Source organism: Opitutaceae bacterium TAV5 (assembly GCA_000242935.3).
In the GTDB taxonomy this organism is placed as follows: domain Bacteria; phylum Verrucomicrobiota; class Verrucomicrobiia; order Opitutales; family Opitutaceae; genus Geminisphaera.
Genome location: CP007053.1, coordinates 1,964,478 through 1,990,738, shown reverse-complemented (window position 1 = coordinate 1,990,738; position 26,261 = coordinate 1,964,478). Strand labels below are relative to the sequence as shown.

9 protein-coding genes are annotated in these 26,261 nt (G+C 67.9%); all 9 read left to right on the top strand.

Annotated features, from left to right (window positions below; all coding sequences use genetic code 11):
* The first annotated feature begins 100 nt into the window (after positions 1–100).
* A complete protein-coding gene (locus OPIT5_08895) occupies positions 101–1,711 on the top strand; it encodes a hemin-binding protein (protein ID AHF90303.1) in 1,611 nt (536 codons plus the stop codon).
* A 96-nt stretch (positions 1,712–1,807) separates the two neighbouring features.
* Positions 1,808–3,712 (top strand): biopolymer transporter ExbB, encoded by a 1,905-nt coding sequence (locus tag OPIT5_08890; protein ID AHF90302.1) that lies wholly within the window; start codon positions 1,808–1,810, stop codon positions 3,710–3,712.
* 57 nt (positions 3,713–3,769) lie between these two features.
* A complete protein-coding gene (locus OPIT5_08885; protein ID AHF90301.1) occupies positions 3,770–4,171 on the top strand; it encodes a biopolymer transporter ExbD in 402 nt (133 codons plus the stop codon).
* 19 nt (positions 4,172–4,190) lie between these two features.
* Positions 4,191–4,952 carry a hypothetical protein gene (locus tag OPIT5_08880; GenBank protein AHF90300.1) on the top strand — a complete coding sequence of 254 codons (762 nt, stop codon included), beginning with the start codon at positions 4,191–4,193 and terminating at the stop codon, positions 4,950–4,952.
* A 45-nt stretch (positions 4,953–4,997) separates the two neighbouring features.
* A complete protein-coding gene (locus OPIT5_08875) occupies positions 4,998–6,836 on the top strand; it encodes a hypothetical protein (GenBank protein ID AHF90299.1) in 1,839 nt (612 codons plus the stop codon).
* A gap of 38 nt (positions 6,837–6,874) precedes the next feature.
* Positions 6,875–7,543, top strand: a complete 669-nt coding sequence (locus OPIT5_08870; protein ID AHF90298.1) for a hypothetical protein — start codon at positions 6,875–6,877, stop codon at positions 7,541–7,543.
* Between the two features lie 207 nt (positions 7,544–7,750).
* The gene (locus tag OPIT5_08865) at positions 7,751–8,587 is read left to right on the top strand and encodes a peptidyl-prolyl cis-trans isomerase (protein ID AHF90297.1); all 837 of its coding nucleotides are present in this window, start codon (positions 7,751–7,753) and stop codon (positions 8,585–8,587) included.
* 285 nt (positions 8,588–8,872) lie between these two features.
* Positions 8,873–19,789, top strand: coding sequence for a filamentous hemagglutinin (locus OPIT5_08860; protein AHF90296.1), 10,917 nt, complete (start codon positions 8,873–8,875; stop codon positions 19,787–19,789).
* A 242-nt stretch (positions 19,790–20,031) separates the two neighbouring features.
* Positions 20,032–26,139: a hypothetical protein gene (locus tag OPIT5_08855; GenBank protein ID AHF94234.1), complete on the top strand. Its 6,108-nt coding sequence runs from the start codon at positions 20,032–20,034 to the stop codon at positions 26,137–26,139.
* Positions 26,140–26,261: the final 122 nt, after the last annotated feature.

The window sequence follows — 26,261 nt, the reverse complement described above, 5'->3', positions numbered from 1 at the left end:
CAGACCGACCGTATTCCGGAAAGAATGGCGACGACTGCCGCCTGCCGATTCCGCACCAACATCAATCCGGCTTCCCTCCGATCCAGCACTGCCAACCTTTGTGAATTTTCCGACCTGTTCCAGATCCGCGCTGAAAAATTTTCTGTTTCCAGCCTTGTTCCTGTCGCTGATGGTGGTGATGCAGGTAGTGCGTGGCGAGCCTGCGGGAGAGATGCCGGCGGCGGCGCAGTACCTGGACATTTTCGAGTACTACGTGGAAGGAGCGGAGAAGCTGACGCCGGTGGAGATCGAGAAGGCGGTGTATCCGTTTCTTGGAGAGGCGCGGACGCCGGAGGACGTGGAGGGGGCGCGCCTGGCTCTGGAAAGACTCTACCAGGAAAAAGGCCTGCAGACGGTGGCGGTGCAGGTGCCCGAGCAGCAGGTGCAGGACAGCACGGTGACGATCCGGGTGATCGAGGGAAAGGTCGGGCGGCTGCGCATCCGCGGCTCCCGTTACTTCGACCACAACCGGATCAGGGAGAAGGCGCCGTCCATCGCGGAGGGAGAGGTGCCCGATTTCAACGCGGTCACGCGTGACATCATCGCGCTCAACCAGTTGCCCGACCGGCGGGTCACGCCATCGCTGAAGGCGGGCGTGGTTCCCGGGACGGTGGATATCGACCTGACCGTGGAGGACACCTTTCCGCTGCACGGCAGCCTCGAACTGAACAACCGCTACAGTTCCGACACGAAGCCGTTGCGGCTCAACGGCTCGATCAGCTACGGCAATCTCTGGCAACTCGAACACACCGTTGGCCTGAGCTTCCAGGTGGCGCCGCAGCGCCTCGACGACGCGAAGGTGTTTTCGGCCTACTACCTTGCGCCGGTCCCGAACACACCGGTGAAGCTGGTGGTGCAGGGCGTGAAGCAGGACAGCGACGTGTCCACGCTCGGCACGTTCGATGTGGCCGGCCGCGGCGAGATTGTCGGTGCGCAGGCAATCGTGGCGCTGACCGGTTCGGAAACTTTTACACACAGCCTGACGTTCGGGATCGACTACAAGCACTTTGACGAACTGCTCACGATCACCGACGTGCCGGGCGGCACGCAGACGCCGATCACATACTACCCGATGGCGGTGAACTATTCCCTGACACTGCTGCAGCCGAAGTCGGTCACGCAGATCAACGCGGGGCTCAATTTCCACGTGCGCGGCATGGGCAGTTCCTCGGAAGAGTTTGACCAGAAGCGCGCGTATTCGGACGGCAGCTACATCTATTTCCGCGGCGACGCCTCGTGGACCGGCGACGTTTACGAGTCATGGCAACTCTTCGCCAAGGTGCAGGGGCAGCTTTCGAGCCAGCCGCTCATTTCGTCGGAACAGTTCGGTGCCGGCGGCCTGGGCACGGTGCGCGGTTATCTGGAAAGCGAGGTGATGGGCGACAACGGCATCGGCCTGTCGGTCGAGTTCCGGGCGCCGTCGTTCACCCTCGGGGGATTTTTTGAGGAATGCCGCCTGTACATCTTCGGCGAGACCGCCGGCCTGACGCTCAACGATGCGCTGGCCGACCAGGACTCGCGCTTCCTGCTCGCCAGCATCGGCGCGGGCCTGCGGCTGAAGTTCCGCGACCATTTTAACGGTTCCCTCGACCTCGGCGTGCCGCTGCGCAGCGAGGGCACGACCGAACATTTCGAACCGCGCCTCACCTTCCGCGTCTGGGCCGAATTTTAGGGAAAAACTGAAAAGCTGAAAACTGAAAAACTGAAATCAGGCCACGCGAACCACCGTTCTCCCCTCCACTTCAACTCCCGACTTCAACTCCCGATCATGACCGTCACAGCCACGAAAAAAAGCCGCCTCCCGGGGCACCTGTTCCACTGCGCGCTGCTGGGTATCCTGGCGCTGCTCGCATTTCCGTCCACCGCCCGCGCGTGGTGGAACAACGAGTGGGCGCTGCGAAAAAAGCTGACCATCGACACGACGCCGGCCGGAGCGGACATCGCCGGTCCGGTGGGAGGGGCTCCCGTCCTCGTGCGCCTGCACACGGGCAATTTCCAGTTCGACCTGGCGCGACCCGACGGCGCGGACATCCGCTTCGTGGCCGGGGACGACAAGACGGTTCTCCCGCATCACGTCGCGCAGTTCGACGGCCTGCTCGGCGAGGCGTTTGTCTGGGTGCGGGTGCCGGAAATACAATCCGGAGCGCAGACGGAGATCTGGCTGTACTACGGCAACCAGGCCGCGCCTTCCGTCGAAAACCTCAAGGACACCTTCGATGCCGACACCGTGCTCGCCTGGCATTTTGGCGAACGCGGCCAGCCGGCCCGCGATTTTTCCGGCAACGAGAACAACGCGGCCAGCCCCGGAATCCCGGCCGAAGGCACGCTGATCGGCACCGGCCTGCGCTTCGACGGCAACTCGGCCGTCACCGTGCCCGCCACGCCCTCGCTCGCCTGGACCGCCAACGCGCCGCTGACCTGGTCGGCCTGGGTCAAACCTGCGACGCTTACCGGCCGTGCGGTCATCTACAGCCGCCGTTCGGCGTCCGGCCCGCAGGCCGCTTTCCTCGTCGGCGCCGATCAGGGCGCCCCCTTCGTGGAAGTCACCGCAGGCGGCAGCACCGTCCGCTCGCCCGCCGGAGCACCGTTGACGGTCAACACCTGGCACCACCTCGCCGCGGTGGTCGAAGCCTCCCGCATCACCCTCTACGTGGACGGCAACACCTACGCCACGCTTGACACCGGTATGCCTGCGCTCGATACGCCGGCCGCGCTCGGCGGCGACCGTGCGACCGCCGAAGCGGCGGTCACGTCGGGCTTTGCCGGCGAACTGGTCGAGTTCCAGCTTGCCCGCACCGCCCGCCCGTCCGGCTACATAAAATTCCTCGCTGCCACGCAGGGTGGTGAAACCGGCGCCCGCGTGGTACTGGTCGGCGAGGAGGAACAGTCCGGCGGAGGCGGCGGCGGGCACTCCGGCTATTTTACCGTCATTATCCAGAACCTGACTTTCGATGGCTGGGTGGTCATCGTCATCCTCGCGGTGATGAGCGCGATCAGCATCGCGGTCATGGTGGCCAAGAACGGCTACATCGACACGGTCCGCAAGGGGAACGAACGCTTTTCAAAACTCTTCAACGAACGCGTGGCCGGCGACCTCACCGTCCTCGACAATGCCAATCACCAGGTTTCCTCGCTCGGCGGCCAGCTTACCGAGGCCGAGCGCAAGCTGATCGCCCGCGCGCCGCTCTACCGGCTTTACCACATCGGCGCCGAGGAAATCCGCAAGCGGCTCTCCGAAACGAAAAAGGGCGACGAGAGATCGCTGTCCGCGCATGCGATCAGGGCGATCACCGCGAGCATGGACGGCGGCCGCGTCCGCGAACAGCAACGCCTCAACAAGCAGATGGTGCTCCTGACGATCGCGATCTCCGGCGGTCCGTTCCTCGGGCTGCTCGGCACGGTGGTCGGCGTCATGATCACCTTTGCGGCGGTGGCGATGGCCGGCGACGTCAACGTCAACGCCATCGCGCCCGGCATCGCCGCCGCGTTGCTGGCGACCGTGGCCGGCCTGGCCGTGGCGATTCCCGCGCTGTTCGGCTACAACTACCTGCTCACGCGGGTGAAGGACGTGACCGCCGACATGCAGGTCTTCGTGGACGAGTTCGTCACGAAAGTCGCCGAGTTTTACCCGAAGCGCGCCTCCGAAAAAGCGAAACTCGCCGGCACCGAATAACCGGCGTCGCAACTCTGAACCCGAAACCCTGAACCCGAAACCGGAGCGAAGCTCACCATGACCGTCCAGGACGAAAGCAAACCTTACGACGACATCAACATCACGCCCATGCTCGACCTGGCGTATGTGCTGCTCGTGATTTTCATCCTCATGTGCACGGCCTCCGTCGCGGGCACGAAGGTGAACCTGCCGAAGTCGAGCAACACGCCGGCCAGCCTGGCCAAGCCGAAGACGAAGGCGATCACGGTGAACAACGAGGGACGTGTCTTTCTGGATACGGTGCCGGTGACCCTCTCCGAACTCGAACAACGGCTCAACTCGCAGAAGGCGCTGACGCCGGATTTTCCGGTGGTGGTGCGCGGCGACAGCCTCACGCAGTACCAGGGAGTCATGGACGTGCTCGACGTGCTCGGCCGCGTCGGCATCTCGCAGGTCGGCCTGGCGACGAAGGCCAAATAACCCCGCTCCTCCGCATCCGATGACTGCACCCGACCACAATCGCGACGACAACGACGACCCGCTCGACGAGAAGGAGCCCGGCTTTTTCCGGCGCTACGGGATCGTGCTGGCCGTGTGCGCGGTCATCGCCGGCGGCATCGCCTGGTGGCTGGTCTCGACGGCCTCCGGCCCGAAACCCTCCGCGCCGAAGCCGCAGGAGTTTTCCATGATCCGCGTGGCGCTTCCGCCGCCACCGCCCCCTCCGCCGCCTCCGCAACCGAAACCGGAGGACACGCCGAAGCCGGAGGAGCAGCCGCAGATGATCGAGCAGGAGCCGGTGCCGGCCGACGAGCCGCAGGAAAAGCCGGCCGAATCGCCCGAACCGCCCGGGGAAGACGCGGCGCCGATGGGCACCAACATCCAGGGCGACGGGCCGGCCGACGGTTTTGGTCTGGTCGGCCGCGGAGGCGGTTCCGTGATTGGCGGCACCGGCACGGGAACCGGTTCCGGCGGACGCGGCTCCAGCCGCTGGGGCTGGTACGCCGCGCAGGTCCAGACGACCGTGGCCGAGGCGCTGCGAAGAAACGAAAGGACCCGCGTGGCCGACCTGCGCATCACGGTGCGCATCTGGCCCGACGAGGGAGGCCGCATCCGCGCCGCCCGGCTGGTCGGCAGCACCGGCAACCGGGATCTGGATACCGCCATCGAAAAGGACGTGCTCACCGGCCTCACGCTCCGCGAACCGCCGCCCGCCGACATGCCCGCGCCCATCGTCCTGCGCCTCACCGCCCGCCGTCCCTGATCCCTCTCCGTTCCGAAACCATTTTTATTGCGTAACCGATTTCCAATGACAACCGAACAGCCACACCCGCGCCGGTCCGGACTCCGGCTTCTTGCCGGCCTCGCCGCGCTGGGTTTTTCAGCCCTCCTTGCCACCGGAGCCGAAAACCCGCCCTCCGCCCCGTCGGAGAGCGTGACGGTGAACATCCTGCGCCTGCTCGTGCAGCAGGGCATTTTCACGCAGGAGCAGGCCGAGGGTCTGGTCCGGCAGGCGGAAGCCGAGGCCGCGGCGGCCAGGGAAACCGCCCGGCTCGCCGCGCTGGCCCACGCGCCCGGCGGCGCCGCGACCGTCACCGCCTCGTCCCCGGCCGGTGTGCCCTCCGGGCTCTCGCCCGTGACCACCACGACGCCGTCCGGCGGAGTCCGCGTCACCTACGTGCCCGAGTCGGTCCGGCAGCAACTGCGCGAGGACATCAGGCAGGACGTGATGCGCCAGGCCCGCGAGGAAAACTGGGCCGATCCCCGCGAGGTGCCCGCCTGGACCAAAAAACTCCGGCTCACCGGTGACGTCCGTTTCCGTTACGAAGGCACGTCCTTCCCCGACGACAATGCCGTCGGTCCCGGCTTCAATCCGTTCTACAATTTCAACAGCATCAACCGCGGCTCGCCCTTCGACATCTCGTCGCTCAATACCACCACCGAGCCGCCTACTTACAACGCCGACCAGGACCGCGACCGGCTTCGCCTCCGCGCCCGCCTCGCGCTCGATGCCGACCTCGGCGAGAATTTTTCTGCCGGACTGCGCATCGCCACCGGCAACGACGACTCGCCGGTCTCCACCAACCAGACGATGGGGTCCGACGGACTCGGCGCCAAATACGCCCTCTGGCTCGACCGCGCGTTTCTCAAATACGACGTTCCCGGACTCACCTCCGACAAAAAGATCACCCTCACCGTCGGCCGTTTCGAGAACCCGTTCTTTGCCACCGACCTGGTCTGGGACGACGACCTCGGTTTCGACGGCATCATGGTCCAGGCCCGCTACGGTATCGGCCAGCGCATCACGCCCTTTTTCACGCTCGGCGCCTTTCCCGTCTACAACACCGACTTCAACTTTTCCAGCAACCAGCCGCAGAAGTTCAAGAGCGAGGACAAGTGGCTCTACGGCGGCCAGCTCGGCTTCGACTGGAAGCTTTCCGACAACCTCTCGGTCAAGGTCGGCGCGGCCTATTACGATTTTGTGAACATCGAGGGAAAGGTCTCCAGCTCCTACATCCCGCTCAACTCCTCCGATCCCGGCAACACCGACGGCTCCCGTCCGGCCTTTGCCCAGCGGGGGAACAGCTACATTGCCCTGCGCGAAATCCCCGAATATTATCCCGGCACGAGCGATCTGAATAACGAGTGGCAATACTTCGGCCTGGCCACGCCCTTCCGCGAACTGGCGCTGACCGCGAAGGTGGATTACAAGAAATTCGATCCGGTGCACCTGTCGCTGGAGGCCGAGTTTGTGCAAAACCTCGCGTTCGACGAGGCGGCGATCAACGCCAACGGCCCCAGCCGCCACAAGGGGCCGACCAACAACCTCGACGACGACGACAACTTTGAAGGCGGCGACATCGGCTACCTGGTCCGGCTCAATGTCGGCAGCCTGGTGCTGGAAAAACGCTGGGACTGGCAGGCGAGCATTGCCTACAAGTACGTCGAGTCCGACGCCGTGGTGGACGGGTTCACCGATTCCGACTTCGGCCTGGGGGGCACCAACCTGAAAGGCTACATCCTCGGCCTGACGATGGGCCTGTCGAAAAACGTGAACGGGCGCATCCGCTGGCTGAGCGCCGACTCCATCGCCGGTCCCCCGTACTCCGCCGATGTGTTCCAGTTCGATATCAACGCCCGCTTCTAGCGGGGAAACGCTGAAAAACTGAAAACTGAAAATCTGAAATGAAAAAACAACTACCCGGAAAACCGGCCTTTTGGGCGCTGCTCCTTCTGGCGCCGGTGTGCGCCTTCGCGCAGGCCCAGCCAGACAACACGATGGAGGTGCGACTGCGCGAGGCGCTGCGCAACACGACCCTGCAACTGCGCACCGCGCAGAGCGAAAGCGCGGCGCTTCAGGTGCAGCAGGCCGAGCTGGAAAAGGAACGCGATGCCCTGAAAAAGCAGGTCGTCGCCCTCACGAAACAGGGCGCCGAGGACCGCGCGGCTGCCGAAAAGGAGATCACCGACCTGAAAAGCATCGTGGTGACGCAGGAGGAGAAGGCCGCGCAGCTTTCCGCCGATCTGGCGAAATGGAAGGAAGCCGCGCAGAAATCGGCCGAACTGGCGCGGGTGCGCGAACTGGCCCGGTCCAATCTGGAAATCCGCGTGGCGCAGCTCGAGCGCACGGTGACCGACCGGGAGACGCGCAACGTCGAGCTGGTCAGGCTCGCCAACGAAATCCTCGACCGCCTGGAAAAGTTCGGGCTGGGGGACGCCATCGGGGCGCGCGAGCCGTTCATCGGGAAAAAACGCGTGGAGATACAGAACCTGGTCCAGGACTACGCCGACCGCGTGGCCGACCGGAAATACACCGCGGACAGCGGAGGACGTGCGGACGGCAATCCCCGGTGAAGCCATCCGGGAAAACGTATCCGTCAAACCACTTCTCTCCGGAATCCGGAGAGGGACTACAGACATCAGACAAAACCGGAAATGTTAATCATGACAAAGACACTGCTTGAACGCTGCCGCGAGGCAGCCGCACCGCGCGCGATGCGCGCCCTGTTTGCCACCGGCCTTCTGGCCGGGGCCGCCACCGCCATGGCCTCCGACGCCGGGGTGCTGGCGCGGATCAGCGATACCGACGTGAAGACCGAAGACATCCGCGCGGCGCTCGAGACGCTCGATCCGCGCGAGCAGGCCGCGCTGGCGCGCGATCCCAACCTGCTCAGCCAGGCCGTGCGCTCGCTGCTCGCCCGCCAGATCGTCCTGAAGGAGGCGCTCTCGAAAAAGTGGGACCAGCAGCCCGCCGCCGCGGCCGCCTTGCAGCGGTCCCGCGACAATGCGCTGGTCGAAAGCTACCTGCAATCGGTCTCCCAGCCGCCCGAGGGTTTTCCGTCCGAGGCCGAGCTTTCGGCCTTCTACGAGGCGAACAAGGCGCAGCTTCTTGTGCCCAGCCAGTACCGGATCGCACAGATCTTTATTGCGGCTCCGAAGGACGCCGGCGCCGACAAGGCCGAAAAGGCAAAAATCCGCAGCGAGGCCGTCAGGAAGCAGCTCGCGCAGGCCGGCGCGGATTTTGGCGCGGTGGCCCGCGAGCAGAGCGACGAAAAGGTCAGCGCCGAACGCGGTGGCGAGGCCGGCTGGGTGCTGGAAACCCAGCTCCGGCCCGAACTGCGCGACGCGATAAAAACATTGCCGGTCAACACGGTTTCCGACGCGATCCGTCTCGATGACGGCTGGCACATCGTGAAGGTGCTGGAGACGAAGGAGCCGCATACGCTGAAACTCGACGAGGTGCGCGGCCAGCTTGCCCAGCAATTGCGCAACGAGCGCGCCCGCGCCAACCGGCAGGCCTACCTGACCAAACTGCTGGAGCAAAATCCCATGGTCATCAACGAGCTCGCCCTCTCGCAGGTCCTGCCTCCGGCGACTGCTGCCGCCTCCGTCAGATGATCCTTTCCGGTTCCAGGGTGACACGGGCCTTCGGCCTCCGGGCCGGCGCGGGAGACGATCCCGCGGCGTCCGTGTCGCCGTGGACCGGAGGCGGCGGGCACGAAGAGCGCAGGGGGACGCTGACAGTCGTCTGTAAAGGTATCGAGAAAGTTCCGGTCCGTCTTCCTGCGCTCCTCGTGCCCGCCGCCTCGCCCCGGACCGTTTCCGCTCCCGGGAGTATCTGCTTCTTAACTACCAGTGATCCTGTTCGCGCCAGCCATTTTTAATCACCGCCGATTTTTCGTCATGAGTCCCGCCAGCCGTCACCGGTCCGTCACTACTGTTTCTCCTGTCCGCTCCGCCATCAGCGCGGTGACTGCGTTTGGCATCCTGCTCTCGCAGATGGCGCCGCTGCCGGCGTTTGCCGCCGATGTCCTCCGCCGCAGCTCCGCTCCGGCGGGCGGAGTGCCCGACGCCGCCATCGTCCGTCCGCCGGTCGTCCCGCCCTCCTCGACCAGTGGCGGAGCCCTGCGCGGCGATGTGCTCGCCCGCACGACGGCGGCGGTCCAGGCTGTCCGCGTGGCCCAGGCGCAGGCCCGCGCCGCCGCCCAGGCGGCCGTCAGCAACGTGCCCAACGGCCTGAAACCCGGCGGTCTGCAGGTTGCCGATGGCGCCTCGCCCGGTTCGGACCTGTGGCAGGGCGCCGACGGACCGACCGAGTCCGTTTCCGGCGGCCACACCACCGTGGACATCCGGCAGCAGGCCGCGAAAGCCATCCTCACCTGGAAGGAGTTCAACGTCGGCAAGGACACCACGCTCAACTTCGACCAGCACGGCAACAAGGACTGGATCGCCCTCAACCGCGTCAACGACCCTTCCGCCTCCCCCAGCCGGATCCTCGGCAACATCAAGGCCGACGGCCAGGTCTACATCCTCAACCGGAACGGCATCATCTTCGGCGGCGCTTCCCAGGTGAACACCGCCACCCTCGTCGCCTCCTCGCTGAATATCTCGGACGAGAACTTCCGGAAGGAGTTCGTCACCTCCAACTGGCAGCAGACACCGACTTTCCAAGCCGATCCGGGCATTACCGCCGGCGACGTGAAGGTCGAGGCCGGCGCCCGCATCGAGACGGATGCCTCCGGCCGCGTATTCCTCCTCGGCGGCAACGTCGAAAATCACGGCACGATTCTCACCCCCGACGGCCAGACCCTCCTTGCTGCCGGCCAGCGCGCCTACGTCAAGGCCAGCACCGAGTCCGCCCTGCGCGGCTGGGAGATCGAGGTCGCCGGCAACACCGCCGAGACCGGCCTTGCCGCCAGCACCGGCGAGATCATCGCCGAGCGCGGCAACATCACTCTCATTGGCAAGGACGTCTCCGTCTCCGGCCGCCTTGCCGCCACCACCTCCGTTGCCGCCAACGGCTCCATCTTCCTCCACGCCCGCGACGAGGCCATCGGGACATTCGGCGGTGCGACCAACCAGGTCTTCGAAGGCATCAAGTTTCTCCGGGCGGGTGATCTGTCCGTCGCGGAGGGGACGGTCCTCGACATCCTTCCCGAGTATTCCTCTACGGATACCGTCGCCTCGGCCGCGCTGCTCGACCCCTCGCAGATCGATCTTCACGGGAAGACCCTCCACATCGGCAAAGACGCCACCCTGCTGGCTCCCGGCGGTGACGTCAGCCTCAAGTCCGAGTATCTGGGCCTCGATCTCGATTACTCGCTGCTGACCCCGGAGCAGCGGGCTCAGGCCTCCGTCTACATCGGCCAAAACGTCCTGATCGACGTGTCCGGATCGACCGGCGTGATCGTGGACGGCGCGCGCAACTTCGTCGAGGTCGAGCTGCGTGGCAACGAACTGCGCGACAACCCGCTCCTCTACGATTTGCTCTATCGCAAAAAGGTCTGGGTCGATCTGCGCGACACCGGCACCTTCGACGACCCCTTCATGGCCGACGTGGAGTGGATCGAGGGCCGGCCAGGCATCTGGCAGGGCTCGCCGCTCTTCGACGCCACCGGCTACATCAACCAGCTCCGCCGCGGCGTGGGCGAACTCACCGCCACCGGTGGCAACATCACGGTCAGTGCTTTTGGCGACATCGTGGTGCGTGAGGGCGCGGTGCTCGACGTTTCCGGCGGCACGGTCGGCTACACCGTCGCGGTCGGTCAGGTCACCCGTCTGCGCTCCGCCAGCGGCGAGGTCGTCGACGTGAGTCAGGGTGTATGGGGGGAAGACTACACCGGAATCGTCGGTGTCTGGACAAAGGATCACGGCCGCTGGGGTTTTTCGGAGAGCTGGTCGCTCCCGCTCGGCAAGACCACTCGTGTCACCGGAGCCTGGACCGAAGGCAAGGCCGCCGGCACCGTGACCCTCGACGCCCAGCGCGTCGCGCTCGACGGCCAGATCAACGCCCATGTCACCCTCGGCGAACGGCAGCTGGGCAATTCCGCCGCGCCTGCCGGCGGCACGCTCATCCTCGGCCACAAGGATTTTTCCCGCGGCAACCCCACCTACAATTACGACTACCGGCTCACCGGCGTGCACCTCGACACCGACGTGCCGACGCTCGACGCAGAGTTTGCCGCGGGCGACCGGCTCGCCGCCGACTTCCGCACCGCGCTGTCCACCGGGATGCTGGAGCGGGGCGGCCTCGGTTCGCTCGAAGTTTACGCCACCGAGGAAATCAAGCTCGCCGAAGGCGCCTCGCTCGACCTCGGCGCCCGCGGTTCCGCCGTGCTGGCCGCGCGCGAGATTACCATCGACGGCGCCCTGCGCGCCGCCGGCGGCTCCATCACCCTGCGCGCCGACCTGGCGGGCGCGCCGCGCCGCAGCGATGCCGGCGCCAGCCAGCCCGAGGCGCCCTCGCCCCGGCCCCCGCTGTTTGTCACGCTGGGCGAAAACGCCCTGCTCGACGTCAGCGGCCAGTGGGTCAACGCCTTCGCCAACGGCGCTCCCGACGCCCCCTTTTCCGTCCACGGCGGCTCCGTCATCCTCGTCACCAACGAAATCACCACCCACAACGACCTCCCCTCGCTCGGCGGGGCGGGCGTGGGCAGCGGCGTCATCACCCTGGCCGAAGGCAGCGTCATCGACGTGTCCGGCGGCGGCTATGTCAACCACCGCGGCAGCCTCTCCCGCCTCGGCCACGCCGGGTCCATCTCCATCGGCGCCACCGACCTCGTCTTCGGCGACGGCCTCGCCACCTGGGACGGCCTGCGCGGCCACGCTCTCGCCACCACCACCTCCGCCGGACGCGGCGGCAGCCTCTCGCTCACTCACCGCGCCATCCGGATCGGCGGCGAACCCTCCGGCGAGGAAGGCGACGCCACGCTCTGGCTCGACGACGCCTTTTTCCAGCGCGGCGGCTTTGCCAGTTACTCCCTCCACGGCCTCGTCTCGCTCGCGGTCGAAGGCGACGCCCGCGTGCAACCCCTCCCGCAGAACCGCCTCGTCCTCGACCCCGCCGCGCTGCCCGGCGGCACGTCGTTGTCCGCTCTCGGCTCGCTGGCCCTCCTGCCCGAAGGCCACCGGGACGCTTCCGCCCTCTCGCTCTCGTCCGGCCACTCCGAATGGTTCTACAACCGGACCTCGAACTATCCCGCTTACGGAGTCCTCCGCCGCGGCGGCTCCCTCACGCTGGCCGAAGGCGGCGTCCTCGATGCCGGCATCGGCGGCTCGGTTCATCTGGATGCCTTCAACCAAGTGACCGTCGCCGGCACGATCAAGGCCCCGGGAGGAAACATCGTGATCGGTTCGGACACGGCCGGCTCCACGGGTCAGACCCAGAACCTCAGGATATGGCTCACCTCCACCGCCCGGCTGCTGGCCCCCGGCGCCTGGCTGCCCGAGCCCGGTCTGCATGGCCTGCGCACCGGCGAAGTCCTGGCCGGCGGCACGGTCACCCTGCAGACCCTCGGGAACGGCTATGTGGTCACCGAGGCCGGCTCGCTCATCGACGTCTCGGGCGGGCTGGCCACCCTCGACCTGCCCCTCGCGACGGGCAACGGCCTCGGCGGATCTTCCGGCGGCCTTCCGCCGACGACGCCGCGCAAAGTCTGGAGCGACGCCGGCTCCGTCGTCATCCGCATGAGCACCGGCGGCGGTTATCTCGACGGCAGCTACCTGGCCTCCGGCGCCGTGCCGGAAGCCGCCGACGGCACGTTCTCGATGCGACTGGGAGCGGGAAGCACCGGTTTCGGCACGGTCGCCTCCCTGCAGATCCGTCAGGACAGCGCGCCGGCCCTCCCCGCCGGGGCGCAGCCCGGCGACGCGCTCCCCGGCGCGGTCAACCAGGCGCAGGTCTCCGCCGACACGCTGGCCGAGGCCGGCTTCGGCACGCTGGCGTTTGCCACGCCGGGCAACATCACCTTCTCCGGCGACGTGCGCCTCTCGGCCGGCCGCGCGATCACCCTCGATGCGCCCGTCCTCCGCGCGGCCTCCACCGCGGAAAACCCCGCCCCCCCGGTCCTGATCGAGGCCCCCTGGGTGTCCCTGGGCAGTTCGGTGCCGCGCACGAGCTCGACACAGCTGCCCGCCGCCAGCACCGGCCCCGGTTCGCTGCTCGTCGAGGCGGACCTGATCGACTTCGCCGGCTACACCGCGCTCGCCAACATCGGCGATGCCCGCTTCCACAGCACCGGCGACATCCGTATGACCGGCGCCCCGTTGATCGGCTCCCGGATTGTGGAAGGGCAGGCGATGAGCCTGACCACCCTCGTGAGCAGCCTGGAAGCGCTCGGCACGCTCACCTTCTCCGCCGCCCAGTTGTATCCGGCCTCGGGAGTGGCCGCCTCGATCCGGTCCGGCGGCGCCGCCGGACGCATCGTCATCGAGTCCTCCACCGGCGTCGTGCCCGCCGCGCCGCTATCCGTGGGCGGCAGCCTCGCCGTCACCGCCGCGACCATCGGGCACGACGGCGTCCTGCGCGCCCCGCTGGGCGGCATCTCGCTCGACGCCGGCCGCACCGGCACGGTCACGCTCGGCGAAGGCAGCCTCACCTCCGTCTCGCTCGACGGACTGTCGATCCCCTACGGCGACGTCATCAACGGCAACTGGTTCGGCACCGGCGGCGGCGAGGCCATCTGGCCGCTCGAAGCCGCGCCGGAGAAACTCGTGACGATCAACGGACGCAACATCGACGTGCAGGCCGGCGCGGTCATCGACCTGTCCGGCGGCGGCGACATGGTCGCGGCCGAGTTCATCCCCGGCACCGGCGGCTCCCGCGACATCCTCTCCGCCCCCGGCGTCTACGCGGTCGTCCCCTCGCTCCAGACCGCGCTCACCCCCTCCGCCGATTCGCCGACCGGCGCGGGCGACCGCGTCTGGCTCTCCGGCGTCCCCGGCCTCGCCGCCGGCTGGTATACCCTGCTGCCCGCCCGCTACGCGCTCCTGCCCGGGGCCTTCCGCGTGACCGTGCAGTCGGCCGCCAGCGACCTGCCCGCGGGCACGGCCAACGCCCGACCCGACGGCTCGTGGCTGGTATCCGGTTACCTCGGCTCGGCGCTCACCGGCTCGCGCGACAGCCGCGCCTCGACCTTCAGCGTCATGTCCGCCGACGTCGTCCGCACCTTCGCCGAATATGCCGAATACAGCGGCAACACCTTCTTCGCCGAGCTCGCCCGGGCGAACGACCGGCTGGTGCAGGCCCTGCCGGTGGACGCCGGCCAGCTCGTGCTCAGCGCCCTGCGCACCCTCAACCTGGAAGGCTCCGCCGTCACCCGGGCGGGCGAGGGAGGGCGCGGCGCGCTGATCGACATCACCGCCGACTCCATCGCTGTCATCGCCACCGGCGCGGAAGCCAACCCCGACTACAGCGTCAACATCGACGGCGCGGCCCTCTCGCGCTTCGGCGCGGGCAGCCTCCTGCTCGGCGGCACCCGCTCCTACACCGACGAAGGCATCGTCATCGAAGGCGTGGCCGAGCGCGTGCTCGTCGCCAACGACGAAGACTCCGCGCTCGTCGCCCCCGAAGTGCTGCTCGTCGCCAGGACCGTCATCGCCGGCGAGGCGCTCGACGGCACCGGCGTCATCGAGCTGGCCGAAGGCAGCGTCATCCGCGCCGAAGGCGCGGTCACCGGCGAAGTGCTGCCGCTGCGCATCGGCGTGCGGCCGGGCGAGGATCAGGACCCGCAAGGCAGCGGCATGGGCGCCTTTGTCGGCGTGTCCAACGCCGCGCTCGACCTCACCCGCGTCGACATCGCCGCCGCCGAAGGGCTGACCCTCGGCCTGCTCACCGTGCACGGCGGCGCCTCGCTCCAGTCCGCCGGCGCGATCCTGCTCGACGCCACCTCCGACACCGTGATCTCGGGCGACGCCGTGCTGCGCGCCCCCTCGCTGGAAGTCGCCTCCAGCCTCATCAGCCTCGGCAGCGCGCCCGAAGGCACCGGCGGCTTCATCGTCGGCGCCGACACCCTCGCCGGCTTCGCCGACACCACCCGCCTCGTCCTGCGCAGCTACAGCCTCATCGATTTCCACGACGTGCCCGAACTCGGCCTGCTCGACGCCGACGGCAACCCCCTCTTCCGGGAACTGGTGCTCGACGGCGCGGCGCTCGTGCAGCGCGGCGCGGGAGACGTCACCCTGCGCGGCCAGTCCGTGACGCTGCGCAACACCGGCGCCGGCGGCGCCGGCCCTGAGCCTGCCGAAGGGGCCGGCACCCTGGCGATTCACGCCGACACCCTGACGCTCGCCGCCGGCGACAGCCGCCTGTTCGGCTTCGGCGAAGTCACCATCACTGCGGGCGACCTGCGCTTTGAGAACGTCGGCAGCCTTGCCGCGGGCACGGAGACCGCGGCCGTCGACGTCACCGTGACCACCCCCCGGGTCTCCGCCGGCGGCGGAGCCACCCACGGCATCACCACCCACGGCGCGCTCGTCCTCTCCGGCGGCTCCGCGCCCGCCACCGAGGCCGATTTCGGCGGCAGCGTCTCCCTCTTCGGGCAGACCGTCGAAGTCGCCGCCGGCCACATCGACCTGCGCTCCGGCACGATCCGGCTCGAAGCGGTCGAAGACGTCCTCGTCGGCGCGGGTAGCGTGCTCGATGCCAGCGGCCGCGTGGAAACCTTCTTCGACGTCGAACGCACCGTGCCCGCCGGCACGATCGAGCTTGTGTCGCAGACCGGCGACGTGCTTGTCGCCGCCGGCGCCCTGCTCGACATCTCCGCCGGCTCGGTCGACGGCGACGCCGGCACCCTGTCCGTGACCACGCCGGAAGGCACCCTCAGCCTGCAAGGCGAGGCCCTCGGCGGCAGCTTCTCGCTCGACGCCGGCGCCGTGGCCGACTTCGCCGGCCTCAACGCCTCGCTCAACGACGGCGGCTTCGCGCAAAAACGCGCCTTCAACCTCCGCTCCGGCGACCTCGTGATCGACGGCACCACCCGCACCCGCGAGCTGGAGATCGTGGCCGCCGCCGGCAGCCTCACCGTGGCCTCCGATGCCGCGCTCATCACCGACGGCGCCAAGCCCGGCTCGATCCGTCTCGTCGCCGCTGGCGACCTCACGATTGCCTCCGGCGCGCGACTCTCCGCCACCGCCACCGACGGCCAGGGTGGCCGCGTCGAACTCGTCAGCGCGGGCGGCGACCTCGCCCTCCGGTCCGGCGCCACCATCGACGTGACCGGCTCCCGCGCCGGCGGCCTCGTCACCCTCCGCGCCGGCCTCGACGAGACCACCGGCGACTACCGCCTCGCCGACGCCTCCGGCGCCATCACCGGCGCCCGCCGCATCGACGCCGAGGCCGTGCGCCGCTACGACCTCGAGACCGCGCCCACCGAAGTCATCACCGGCCTCGCCAACGGCCAATGGGTCACCGAGATCCGCGACGTCGCCTCCATCGACACCGCCTTCGTCAACACCGTGCGGGCCGACACCTCGGCCTGGCTCGCCGCGCACAAGGACGAGACGCTCGCCCGCCTCGGCAAGACCGGCGACGACGCCTTCCACCTCGTCACCGGCGTGGAGGTCCGCTCCACCGGCGACCTCTCCCTCGACACCGGCTGGACGCTGGCCACCACCGCCGCCGGCGACTACGGCACGCTCACCCTCCGCGCCGCCGGCAACCTGGAGCTGCGCAACTACCTCACCGCCCTCGATGCGTCCCATCTCTCCTGGTCGCTCCGCCTGGTGGGCGGCGCCGACCTCGCCTCCGCCGACCCGCTCGCCGTCCGGCCCCTCTTCAACCTCGCCGCCGACGCCGGCAACGTGCGCATCCACCAGACCGTCGCCACCGGCACCGGCGACATCGAGGCCGTCGCCGGCCGCGACTTCAAACTCGTCCGCACCCCCGTCCACTACCAGCAGCCCGTCGGCCAGCGGGAGATCGCCACCCTCGAAGACCTGCGCCTGCGCGGGGTCAGCTTCTCCACCTGGACCCAGCTCAACGCCTTCTCCGAAGGCTACCTCTACACCGCCGGCCTCCTCGCCGCCCCCGCCGATGGCGGCCGCAGCGGCGGCGGCTCCATCCGCCTCTCCGCCCAGCGCGACATCCTCGGCACCAGCCGCGATGTCGGCCTGAAAAGCACCGCCAATTTCGATTACGTCAAAAACCAGATCGTGCGCGACTGGATCGTGCGCGGCAGCAGCGCCGACGGCGCCTGGTGGACCGTCACGCTGCCCACCGGCGGCTTCAGCGCCACAGCCTTCAGCCAGGGCGTGGGCACGCTCGGCGGCGGCGACATCGCCCTCGACGCCGGCCGCGACCTCGGCTCGCTCACGGTCGTCGCTCCCACCAGCGGGCGCGCCTCCGCCGGCCGCCGGCTCGACACCTGGGGCGGCGGCGACATCACCGTCAACACCGGCCGCGACGCGCTCGGCAACGTCTTCTACGTGGCCCAGGGCGACGGCACGCTGCGCGTCGGCCGCCATCTCGCCGGCGCAACGATCAACCGCAGGCTCTTCGCGCTGGTCGGCAACAGTGGCTCCGGAGAGGGCCTTTTCGAGAACCTCTTCGCCCTCGGCGACGGCACCTGGGACATCGTCACCCAGGGCGATGCCCATGTCGGCTGGGTGTTCGATCCCATGATGCTGACCAACGGCACCTACTTCTCCACCTACAACGAACGCAGCGCCTTCTCCGTCGCCTCGGTCGCCGGCGATGTGTCGCTGTCCCGGCCCATTTCCCACGTCCTCACGAATTACCTGGATTACAACAACTACGCCGGGGGGCTCAACCTGCCGCCGAGCGGCGTCCACGGCACGGCTGCGAAGTATCTCTATCCCGGCACGCTCGATGTGGTCGCGTGGAACGGCAGCATCCTGCTGGGGCCTGACGGCAACATCCTGAACGATTCCTCCTACAATACCTCCTCGCAGATCGTCCTCTTCCCGGCGGCCAACGGCGACCTCAGCCTGCTGGCGGCCGACACCATCCGGCTTCCGCATGTTCCGGGCTCGGGGCAGGCCAACGGCATCATCATGTCGGATGCCGATCCGGCCTCCATGCCCGGCGTCTTCACGCCCACGACCAACTGGAACGACATCGGCTACCGCATCCGCGAACCGGGACTCGGCTACACCGGCACGGTCGATCGCAGTCTGTCCCACTCGGCCAGCCTCTACCGGGCCGCCGACGCCAACCCCGTGCGCATCTACGCCCGCGACGGCGACATCGACGGCCACTGGTTCCCGGCCAACAATCAATACGCCTTCTCCATCGTCTCGCCCAAACCCGCGATCATCCGCGCCGGGCGCGACATCACCGACCTGAATTTCTACGGGCAGCACTTCACCGACGACCAGGTGACGATCATCCAGGCCGGGCGCGACATCCGCCAGCAAGGCGTGCTGCGCCTCGGCGGCCAGCCCGACGGCAACGCCCTCGTCATCGGCGGCCCCGGCCGCCTCGAAGTCACCGCCGGCCGCCACCTCGACCTCAACAAGAGCGCCGGCATCCAGGCCGTGGGCAACCAGATGAACCCCTATCTCTCCCGCACCCGGAGCGCCGACCTCTACCTCACCGTCGGCGCGGGCGCGGCCGGCCCCGGTTACGACGCCTTTGCCGCGCTCTACCTCGATCCGGCCTCCGCCATCGCGGGCGTGCGCCATTACGCTTCCGACCTGACCGCCTTCATGCGTGAGCGCACCGGTGACGATACCCTCGACGCCACCGCCGCCTGGCTCGCCTTCCAGGACGTGCCCGAAGGCGTGCGCACCGCCTTTGTCCGCCAAGTCTTCTACAAGGAACTCGCCGCGGTGGGCACCTTTGCCGCCGAGAGCGACGAACCCACCAAATACAACCCCGGCTTCGACGCTCTCTCCGCGCTCTTCCATGCCGACGACCTGCTCGCCTGGATGCGCGAGCAGACCGGCGACGCCACCCTCGACCTGCGTTCCGCCTGGGCCCGCTTCCAGGACCCCGCGATCACCGCGCAGCAGCGCAACGCCTGGCACAACGGCTTCTACGCCCGGCTCGACGAAGGCGACGTCACCCCCTACGCCGGCGACCTCTCGCTGCGCTACAGCCAGATCAAGTCCATCTACGACGGCTCCATCGACCTTATGGTGCCCGGCGGCTCCATCGACGGCGGCCTCGCCCGCGTGGGTCCCGACATCTCGCCGACTGCGCTCAAGAGCGCCGACCAGCTCGGCATCCTCGCTCTGCGCGGCGGCGACATCTCGATCTTCCTCGACGGGGACATGGTCGTGAACCAGTCGCGCGTCTTCGCCATCGGCGGGGGCGACATCGTCATCTGGTCGTCCAACGGCGACATCAACGCCGGCAAAGGCGCCAAGACCGCCGCCGTGGCCCCGCCGCCCCGCATCATCTACGACGCGGCCAGCGGCAGCTTCACCATCGAGTTCACCGGCGAGACCGCGGGCAGCGGCATCGGCACGCTCATCAGCAGCACCGGCGGCGATCCCGGCGACGTTTACCTCATGGCCCCGCGCGGCACGGTCGATGCGGGCGACGCCGGCATCCGCGTGAGTGGCAACCTCGTCCTCGCCGCGCAGGCGGTGCGCGGAGTCGACAACATCCAGGTGGCCGGCGTTTCTCTCGGCGTGCCCAACACCACGGTCAACGTGGCCGCCGTCACCGCCGCTTCCAACACCGTCGCCGCCTCTGCCCAGGAAGCCGTCGTCGCCCGCCCCCGCGCCGAGCCGCCCGTCGTCCCCTCGATCATCACCGTCGAAACCGTCGGCTACGGTCCCGTCGAGGAACCTCCGCCCGAAACCGCCGCCCTCCCGCCCGGCAGCGTCCCCGTCGCCCAAACCTCTCTCCGCTAAACCGCCCATGAACGCGAATCCGTCATTGCCGATTAACTACAGAGACCCCGGTCTTCTCCAAACCGTTTTGGCCGCAAAAGAGCGCAAGGATCCCCCTGCGGATGAAGCGTTGCGTGGCGCCTATAGGCCCCATGGAGGGCTTCTGCGCGGCAAGACCCTTTGCGCTCTTTCGCGGCCAATAAATTCCGCTCCTTGCGGTCACTCGAACCCTGAACGCTGAACAACCGAATTTCCTTCCAACCATGAACACCATCCGAAAGCACAAGAAGCTCACGGGCCTGACGACCACCGTCGCCTACGCGGCGCTGGCGTTGAGCACGTTCCCCGGAGGGCTCACCGCCGCTCCGGCGCTGCCCGCCGGCGGCCACGTTGTCTCCGGCAACGCCGCCATTCACCAGACCGGCCCCAACGGCCTGCAAATCGACCAGTCCTCACGAGCCGCCATCATCAACTGGGGCGGCTTCTCCATCGGTGAAGGCGGGGCGGTTCACTTCGCCAACGGCTCCGGCGCCACGCTCAATCGCGTGACCGGCGGCCTGCCCTCGCGTATCGACGGTTCCCTGACCGCCACCGGCGGCGTCTATCTCGTCAACCAGGCCGGCGTCGTCGTCGGCAGCGAAGGCCGCGTCAACACCGGCGGCAGCTTCGTCGCCTCCACCCACGACGTCTCCGACGCCGCCTTCCTCGCGGGCGGCGACCTCGTCTTCTCCGGCAATAGTGACGCCCTTGTCATCAACGCCGGCCAGATCGGCTCGCTCGGCGGCGACGTGGCGCTCATCGCCCGCCGCATGGAAAACACCGGCAGCCTCACCGCCCCGCAAGGCACCGTGGCGCTCGTCGCCGGCTACGAAGTGCTCGCCCGTGACGCCGCGCTCTCCGACGGAAAATTCCTTGTCCGTATCGGAGGTTCCGATACCGCTGCGCTCAACGCCGGGACCATCGAGGCCGCCGCCGCCGAGCTGCGCGCCAACGGCGGCAACGTCTATGCCCTCGCCGGCAACACCCAGGGCATCGTCAAGGCCACCAACCTCGATCTCTCTGGCGGCCGCATCGTCTTCGACGCCGGCGATACCGGCACCGTCGAACTCGCCGGCCACATCGACGCCTCCTCCGCCACCGCCACCGGCGGCCTCATCACCGCCACCGGCGAGACCATCACCCTCAAATCCGGCGCCACCCTCGACGCCTCCGGCGTCACCGGCGGCACCATCCTTCTCGGCGGCGATTACCAGGGCGGCAAGAACGCCGCCAACAACTTCGCCGACCACGCCCTCGCCAACGCCGCCGTCACCACCGTCGAGGCCGGCTCGCTCCTCCGCGCCGACGGCCTCGCCGGCGACGGCGGCGACATCGTCGTCTGGGCCGACCACCTGACCACCTTCGAAGGCGTCATCAGCGCCCGCGGCGGCGACACCGCCGGCAACGGCGGCTTCGCCGAAGTCTCCGGCAAGGCCTTCCTCGACTACCGCGGCCTCGCCGACCTCCGCGCCCCCGCCGGCCAGGCCGGCACCCTCCTGCTCGACCCCTACAACATCACCATCCAGACCAGCGGCACGACCACCGGCACCTGGGTCGAGGGCGTCTTCAATCCCACCGGCTCCGTCCTCCGCGCCGACGCCCTCATTGCTCAGCTCGGCCTCGGTAACGTCCTCGTCACCACCGGCGGCGAAGGCAGCCCCGGCGACCAGGCCGGCAACATCGTCGTCAATGCCGACCTCGAATGGCTCAGCGGCCACAGCCTCGAACTGAGCGCCTACAACAACATCACCGTCAGCCGCGACATCAACGCCGGCTCCGGCTCCGTCATCCTCCGCGCCGACAACAGCGGCAAAGGCACCGGCACCGTGATCTTCGGCGACGCCATCATCACCGCCACCGGCGGCGTGAAGATCTTTTTCAACCCCTCGGTCAACCCCGTCGGCAGCGGTTTCAACACCACCAGCTACGCGGCCCCCACCGAGACCCATTTCTGGGACCACATCAACAGCGAGCTCGGCACCACCCTGGAAGCCTACATGCTGGTCAACACCCTCTACGACCTCCAGAACATCAACAACAACCTCACCGGCCGCGGGGCGGGGACAAGCCCCTTTCGCTATTTCAGCTACGCCCTCGGCCGGGACATCGACGCCTCCGAGACTGCAACCTTGAATGACGGCCTCGGCTTCCTGCCCATCGGGGGAGAGAGCGAGAGCTTCACCACCCAGTTCGACGGCCAGGGCCATGTCATCTCCAACCTGATCATCAAGGGGAGGAACCAGGAACGGATGGGCCTGTTTACGCGGATTAACTCCAACATCACCGTGGGGAATCCGTCGGGCGCGGCGGCCCGCAATCTCGGCCTGGTCGATTTCCATATCGAAAACAGCCTGGCAGGGGGGAACCGCTGGGCCGGCGCCCTGGCCGGAGACGTCCTCAATGCGGTAATTGAGAACGTGTTTGCCAGTAACGTCTTAATTATAAACAATGGGAGCCCCGGCACCAACATCTCCGGCAATTACCATTTCGGTTACGGCGGCCTCATCGGAGCCCTGACCGCCAACGGGACCGACACCGCCGTCCTCCGCAATTCCTGGGCCTCGGGGGCGATTCTTTCCCTGCCGACCAATCAAAACGCGCCGGCCGCCGGCGCTCCGGTCATCTCCCTTGGCGGCCTCGTGGGCGTCCTCGGCGCGCACAGCAGCAACGGTAACTGGACGGACAGCCGGATCGAGAACAGCTACGCCAACGTGGAGGTGCTCTTCACCGGCCCCGCACGGGAAGGCGTGGTCCCGGCCTACGGCGGTCTGGCCGGCCTGAACCGGGGCAGCATCACCAACAGCTACTGGAATCGCGACCTCCCCAACGGCACCTCCAACGCCTACGGCAAGAACATCGACGTCGGCGGCAACGTCGTCGGCACGATCGACGAAAACTCCGCCGGCCTCACCGCCGCGCAACTCGCGCTGCCGGGCAGCTTCGCCGGTTTCGATTTCGGCGCCGTCTGGGCTGCCCCGACCACCGAAACCCCTTACCCGGCACTCCGCGGCTTTGGTGAGCGCACCTACCGGATCGACCCCGCGCCCATTATCCTCACCTACGATTTCGGCGCGCTCAGCGCCCCCGATGCCGCCCTGCTGCAGTGGATTTACGGCGAGGCCGACCTGAGCATTCTGGAACAGTTCGTCCTCCACGGCGTCAGGGAGGAGGATGTGGGCAAAGTGCTGCCCGGCGAATTCCTTGCCTACTATTCGACCAGTCTGTCGACAGGGGCCACACCGCTGGCCCAAGTCCCCGCTGCCGGCCTCGCTTCCCGGCGCTGGAACCCCCGTCCCGGCAGCCTGCTCATCGACAGCACCGTGACCAACCGCTACTACCTCACGCATTACGCGAGCCAGGCACCGCTGATCCAGGTCCTCCCGGCCCCGCTCACCATCAACCTCGCCAACCTGCTCAAACTCCATGGGGAGACGATCACCGGAGGGAACATCAGCCAGCCCGCCCTGGCCGGCTTCATCGACTCCGTCACCGGCCTGAAGTTCGATCACGTCATCAACCGGCTGAATATCAGCAGCACCGGGTTTGCCGCCGATGCGGCCCTCGGCACCTACACCCTCAACGCAGCCTCGCCCCAGATATGGACCGCGGCCGGGGTGAACGTGGCTGTCGCCAACTACACCATCACCATCGTTCCCGGTCAGCTGACGGTTTGGGACGGCACGACTCCGGCCCTCAAGGACGTCACCTACGACTTCGGCAGCACCGGCTTCAGCTGGGTTTACGGCTCCGATGACCGCGGTCTCATCACCTGGACGCTCAACGGTGTGGACACCGGCGACAGCGTCACCGGCGTGCTCGCCATCCGGCAAGGCGGCACCGACGTGACCGCGCAATCCCTGCTCAACGCCGGCACCTACGAGCTGCACATCGGCAGCCTCACCGGCGACGACGCCTCCGGCTACCAGATCGCCGCCGAGGGCAACATCCCCGGTTCGCTGACGGTCAGCAAGGCCCCGCTCGCCATCACCGTGGGGACCGACCTGACCAAAGTTTACGGTGAAGACTTCACCTTCGGCAGCACCCACTATACCGTCGGCCAGCTCTACGGCTCCGACAGCGTGACGGACGTAACGCTCGCCAGCGACGGCGCGGCGGCTACGGCCGGCGTCAACGGCGGCGTGGCCTATACCGTCGCCGCCTCGGACGCCACCGGCAGCGGCCTGTCCAACTACGAGATCACCTACACGCCTGGCCAGTTGACCGTCACCCCGGCGGCTCTGACCATCAAGGCGGACGACCTGACGAAGGACTTCGGCCAGACGTTCACCTTTGCCGGTACGGAATTCACTGTCACCGGCCTGAAGAACGCCGACGCCGTCACCTCGGCCACGCTCGTCAGCGACGGTGCGGTTTCAACCGCCGCCATCGGTCCCTATGCGATCAATGTGAGTGCTGCCACCGGCACGGGCCTGTCCAACTACACGATCAGCTACGAGCCCGGCACGCTGACCGTGCAGGCCGTCCTGACCGATGTGACCTACGCCTTCGGCCCCGGCTACACCTGGAGCTACGGCGACGCGCCCGGCACGATCATCTGGACGCTCGACGGCCTGATCGGCGCCGACGCCGACACCGTCACCGGTGTGCTCGCCGTGAAGAACAGCGCCAACGAGACCGTGACGCTCGACGCGCTGCTCAACGCGGGCAGCTACACGCTGAGCATCGGCAGCCTCACCGGCGACAATTCGGAAAACTACCGCCTCGCGGCCACCGGCCACACGCCCGGCTCGCTGGTCATCACGCCGCGCGTGCTGACGATCGCCACGCAGGGCACGGTCCTCGGGACGAAGGTTTATGACGGCACGACCGCCCTCGAAATCCTCACCCACGGTCTGCTCGCCAACGTGGTCAACGGCGACAGCGTGGCCCTCGCGCTCACCGCCGCCTACGGCGACAAGAATGCCGGCGAAGGCAAGAGCGTCACCGGCACCTACGCCCTGACGAACAACGACGCGGGCAACTACACGCTGACCGGCAGCACGGCCTTCACCGGCACGGCTGGCATCACGGCGAAGTCGATCAGCATCGGCACGCAGGGCACCATCAACGGCAAGGCCTACGATGGCACCACCGCCGCCACGGTCGCCACCCATGGCAGCCTCGCCGGCCTGATCACCGGCGACACGGTCAACCTGACGCTCGGCGGGGCCGCCTTCGGCAGCAAGAATGCGGGCAGCCAGAGCGTCAGCGGCGCCTACACGATCGACGGCGCGGACGCGGGCAACTACACGCTCGCGGGCAATGCCTTTACGGGCACGGCCACGATCACGCCGAAGCAACTGACCATCGGCACGGCCGGCACGGTCGCGACGAGCAAGGTGTACGACGGCCTGCTCACGATCGAAGTGACCGGCAACGGTGAACTCTCGGGAGTCATCACCGGCGACACCGTCAGTATCGTCCTCGGCAATACGCAGTTCGCGGACAAGAACGTGGGCAACGGCAAGGCTGTGACCGGCACCTACACCCTGGGCGGTGCGGATGTCGGCAACTACACGCTGGCGAGCACGGCCTTCAGCGGCACGTCCTCGATCACACCGAAGGAGATCACCCTCAGCACGGCCGGTACCGTGGCTGCGAGCAAAGTCTACGACGGCACGACTGCCATCGAAATCCTCACGCACGGCGCGGTCGCCGGCCTGATCGGCAACGACAGCGTGAGCCTTGCGCTCGCCGCCGCCTATGCCGACCAGAACGCGGGCGACGCGAAGGAAGTCACCGGCAGTTACGCCCTCGATGGCGCGGACGCCGGCAACTACACCCTTGCCGACGCGACCTTCGCGGCCACCGCGGCCATCGAGAAGGCCGTCCTCACCTACATCGCCGACGCGGCCAGCCGCGAGCAAGGAGCCGCCAACCCGGCCTTCACCGGCAGTGTGACCGGCTTCGTGGCCGAGGAAACCCTCGCCACCGCCACCACCGGTTCGCTGGTCTGGACGAGCCCGGCGGATACACAGTCGGCTCCCGGCCCCTACGCCATCGAAGGCGGCGGACTGGAGGCGCAGAACTACGTCTTCGTCCAGGCCGAAGGCAATGCGACGGCGCTGACAATCACAGCGAAGACGACGCAGCCGGAAACGCCCGCCGACGAAGTGCTGTCGGAGTTCCTCAGCAACAATCCGGTGCGCTACGAAACACCGGCCGGCACCGACACCGGGTCCTCCCTGGAAAAGCTGCTCGAGCAGTTCTCCGGCGAACAGAAGCAGGAGTCCTCGTCCGGCAGTCTGACCACCGACGGAGAGGACGCCGAAGGCGTGCATCCCGACAACCGCGACCTCGGTCCCTGGCTCAGGATCGCCTCGCTCAAATAACATCAAGTGGCGCGGGCGTCCCGCCCGCAACGTGGCATGGGCATCCTGCCCATGATTCCGGCGTGGCACGGGCTTCCAGCCCGTGTTCCCCGGTCCCCCCCGCCCGGCAGGGTCGGGAACAG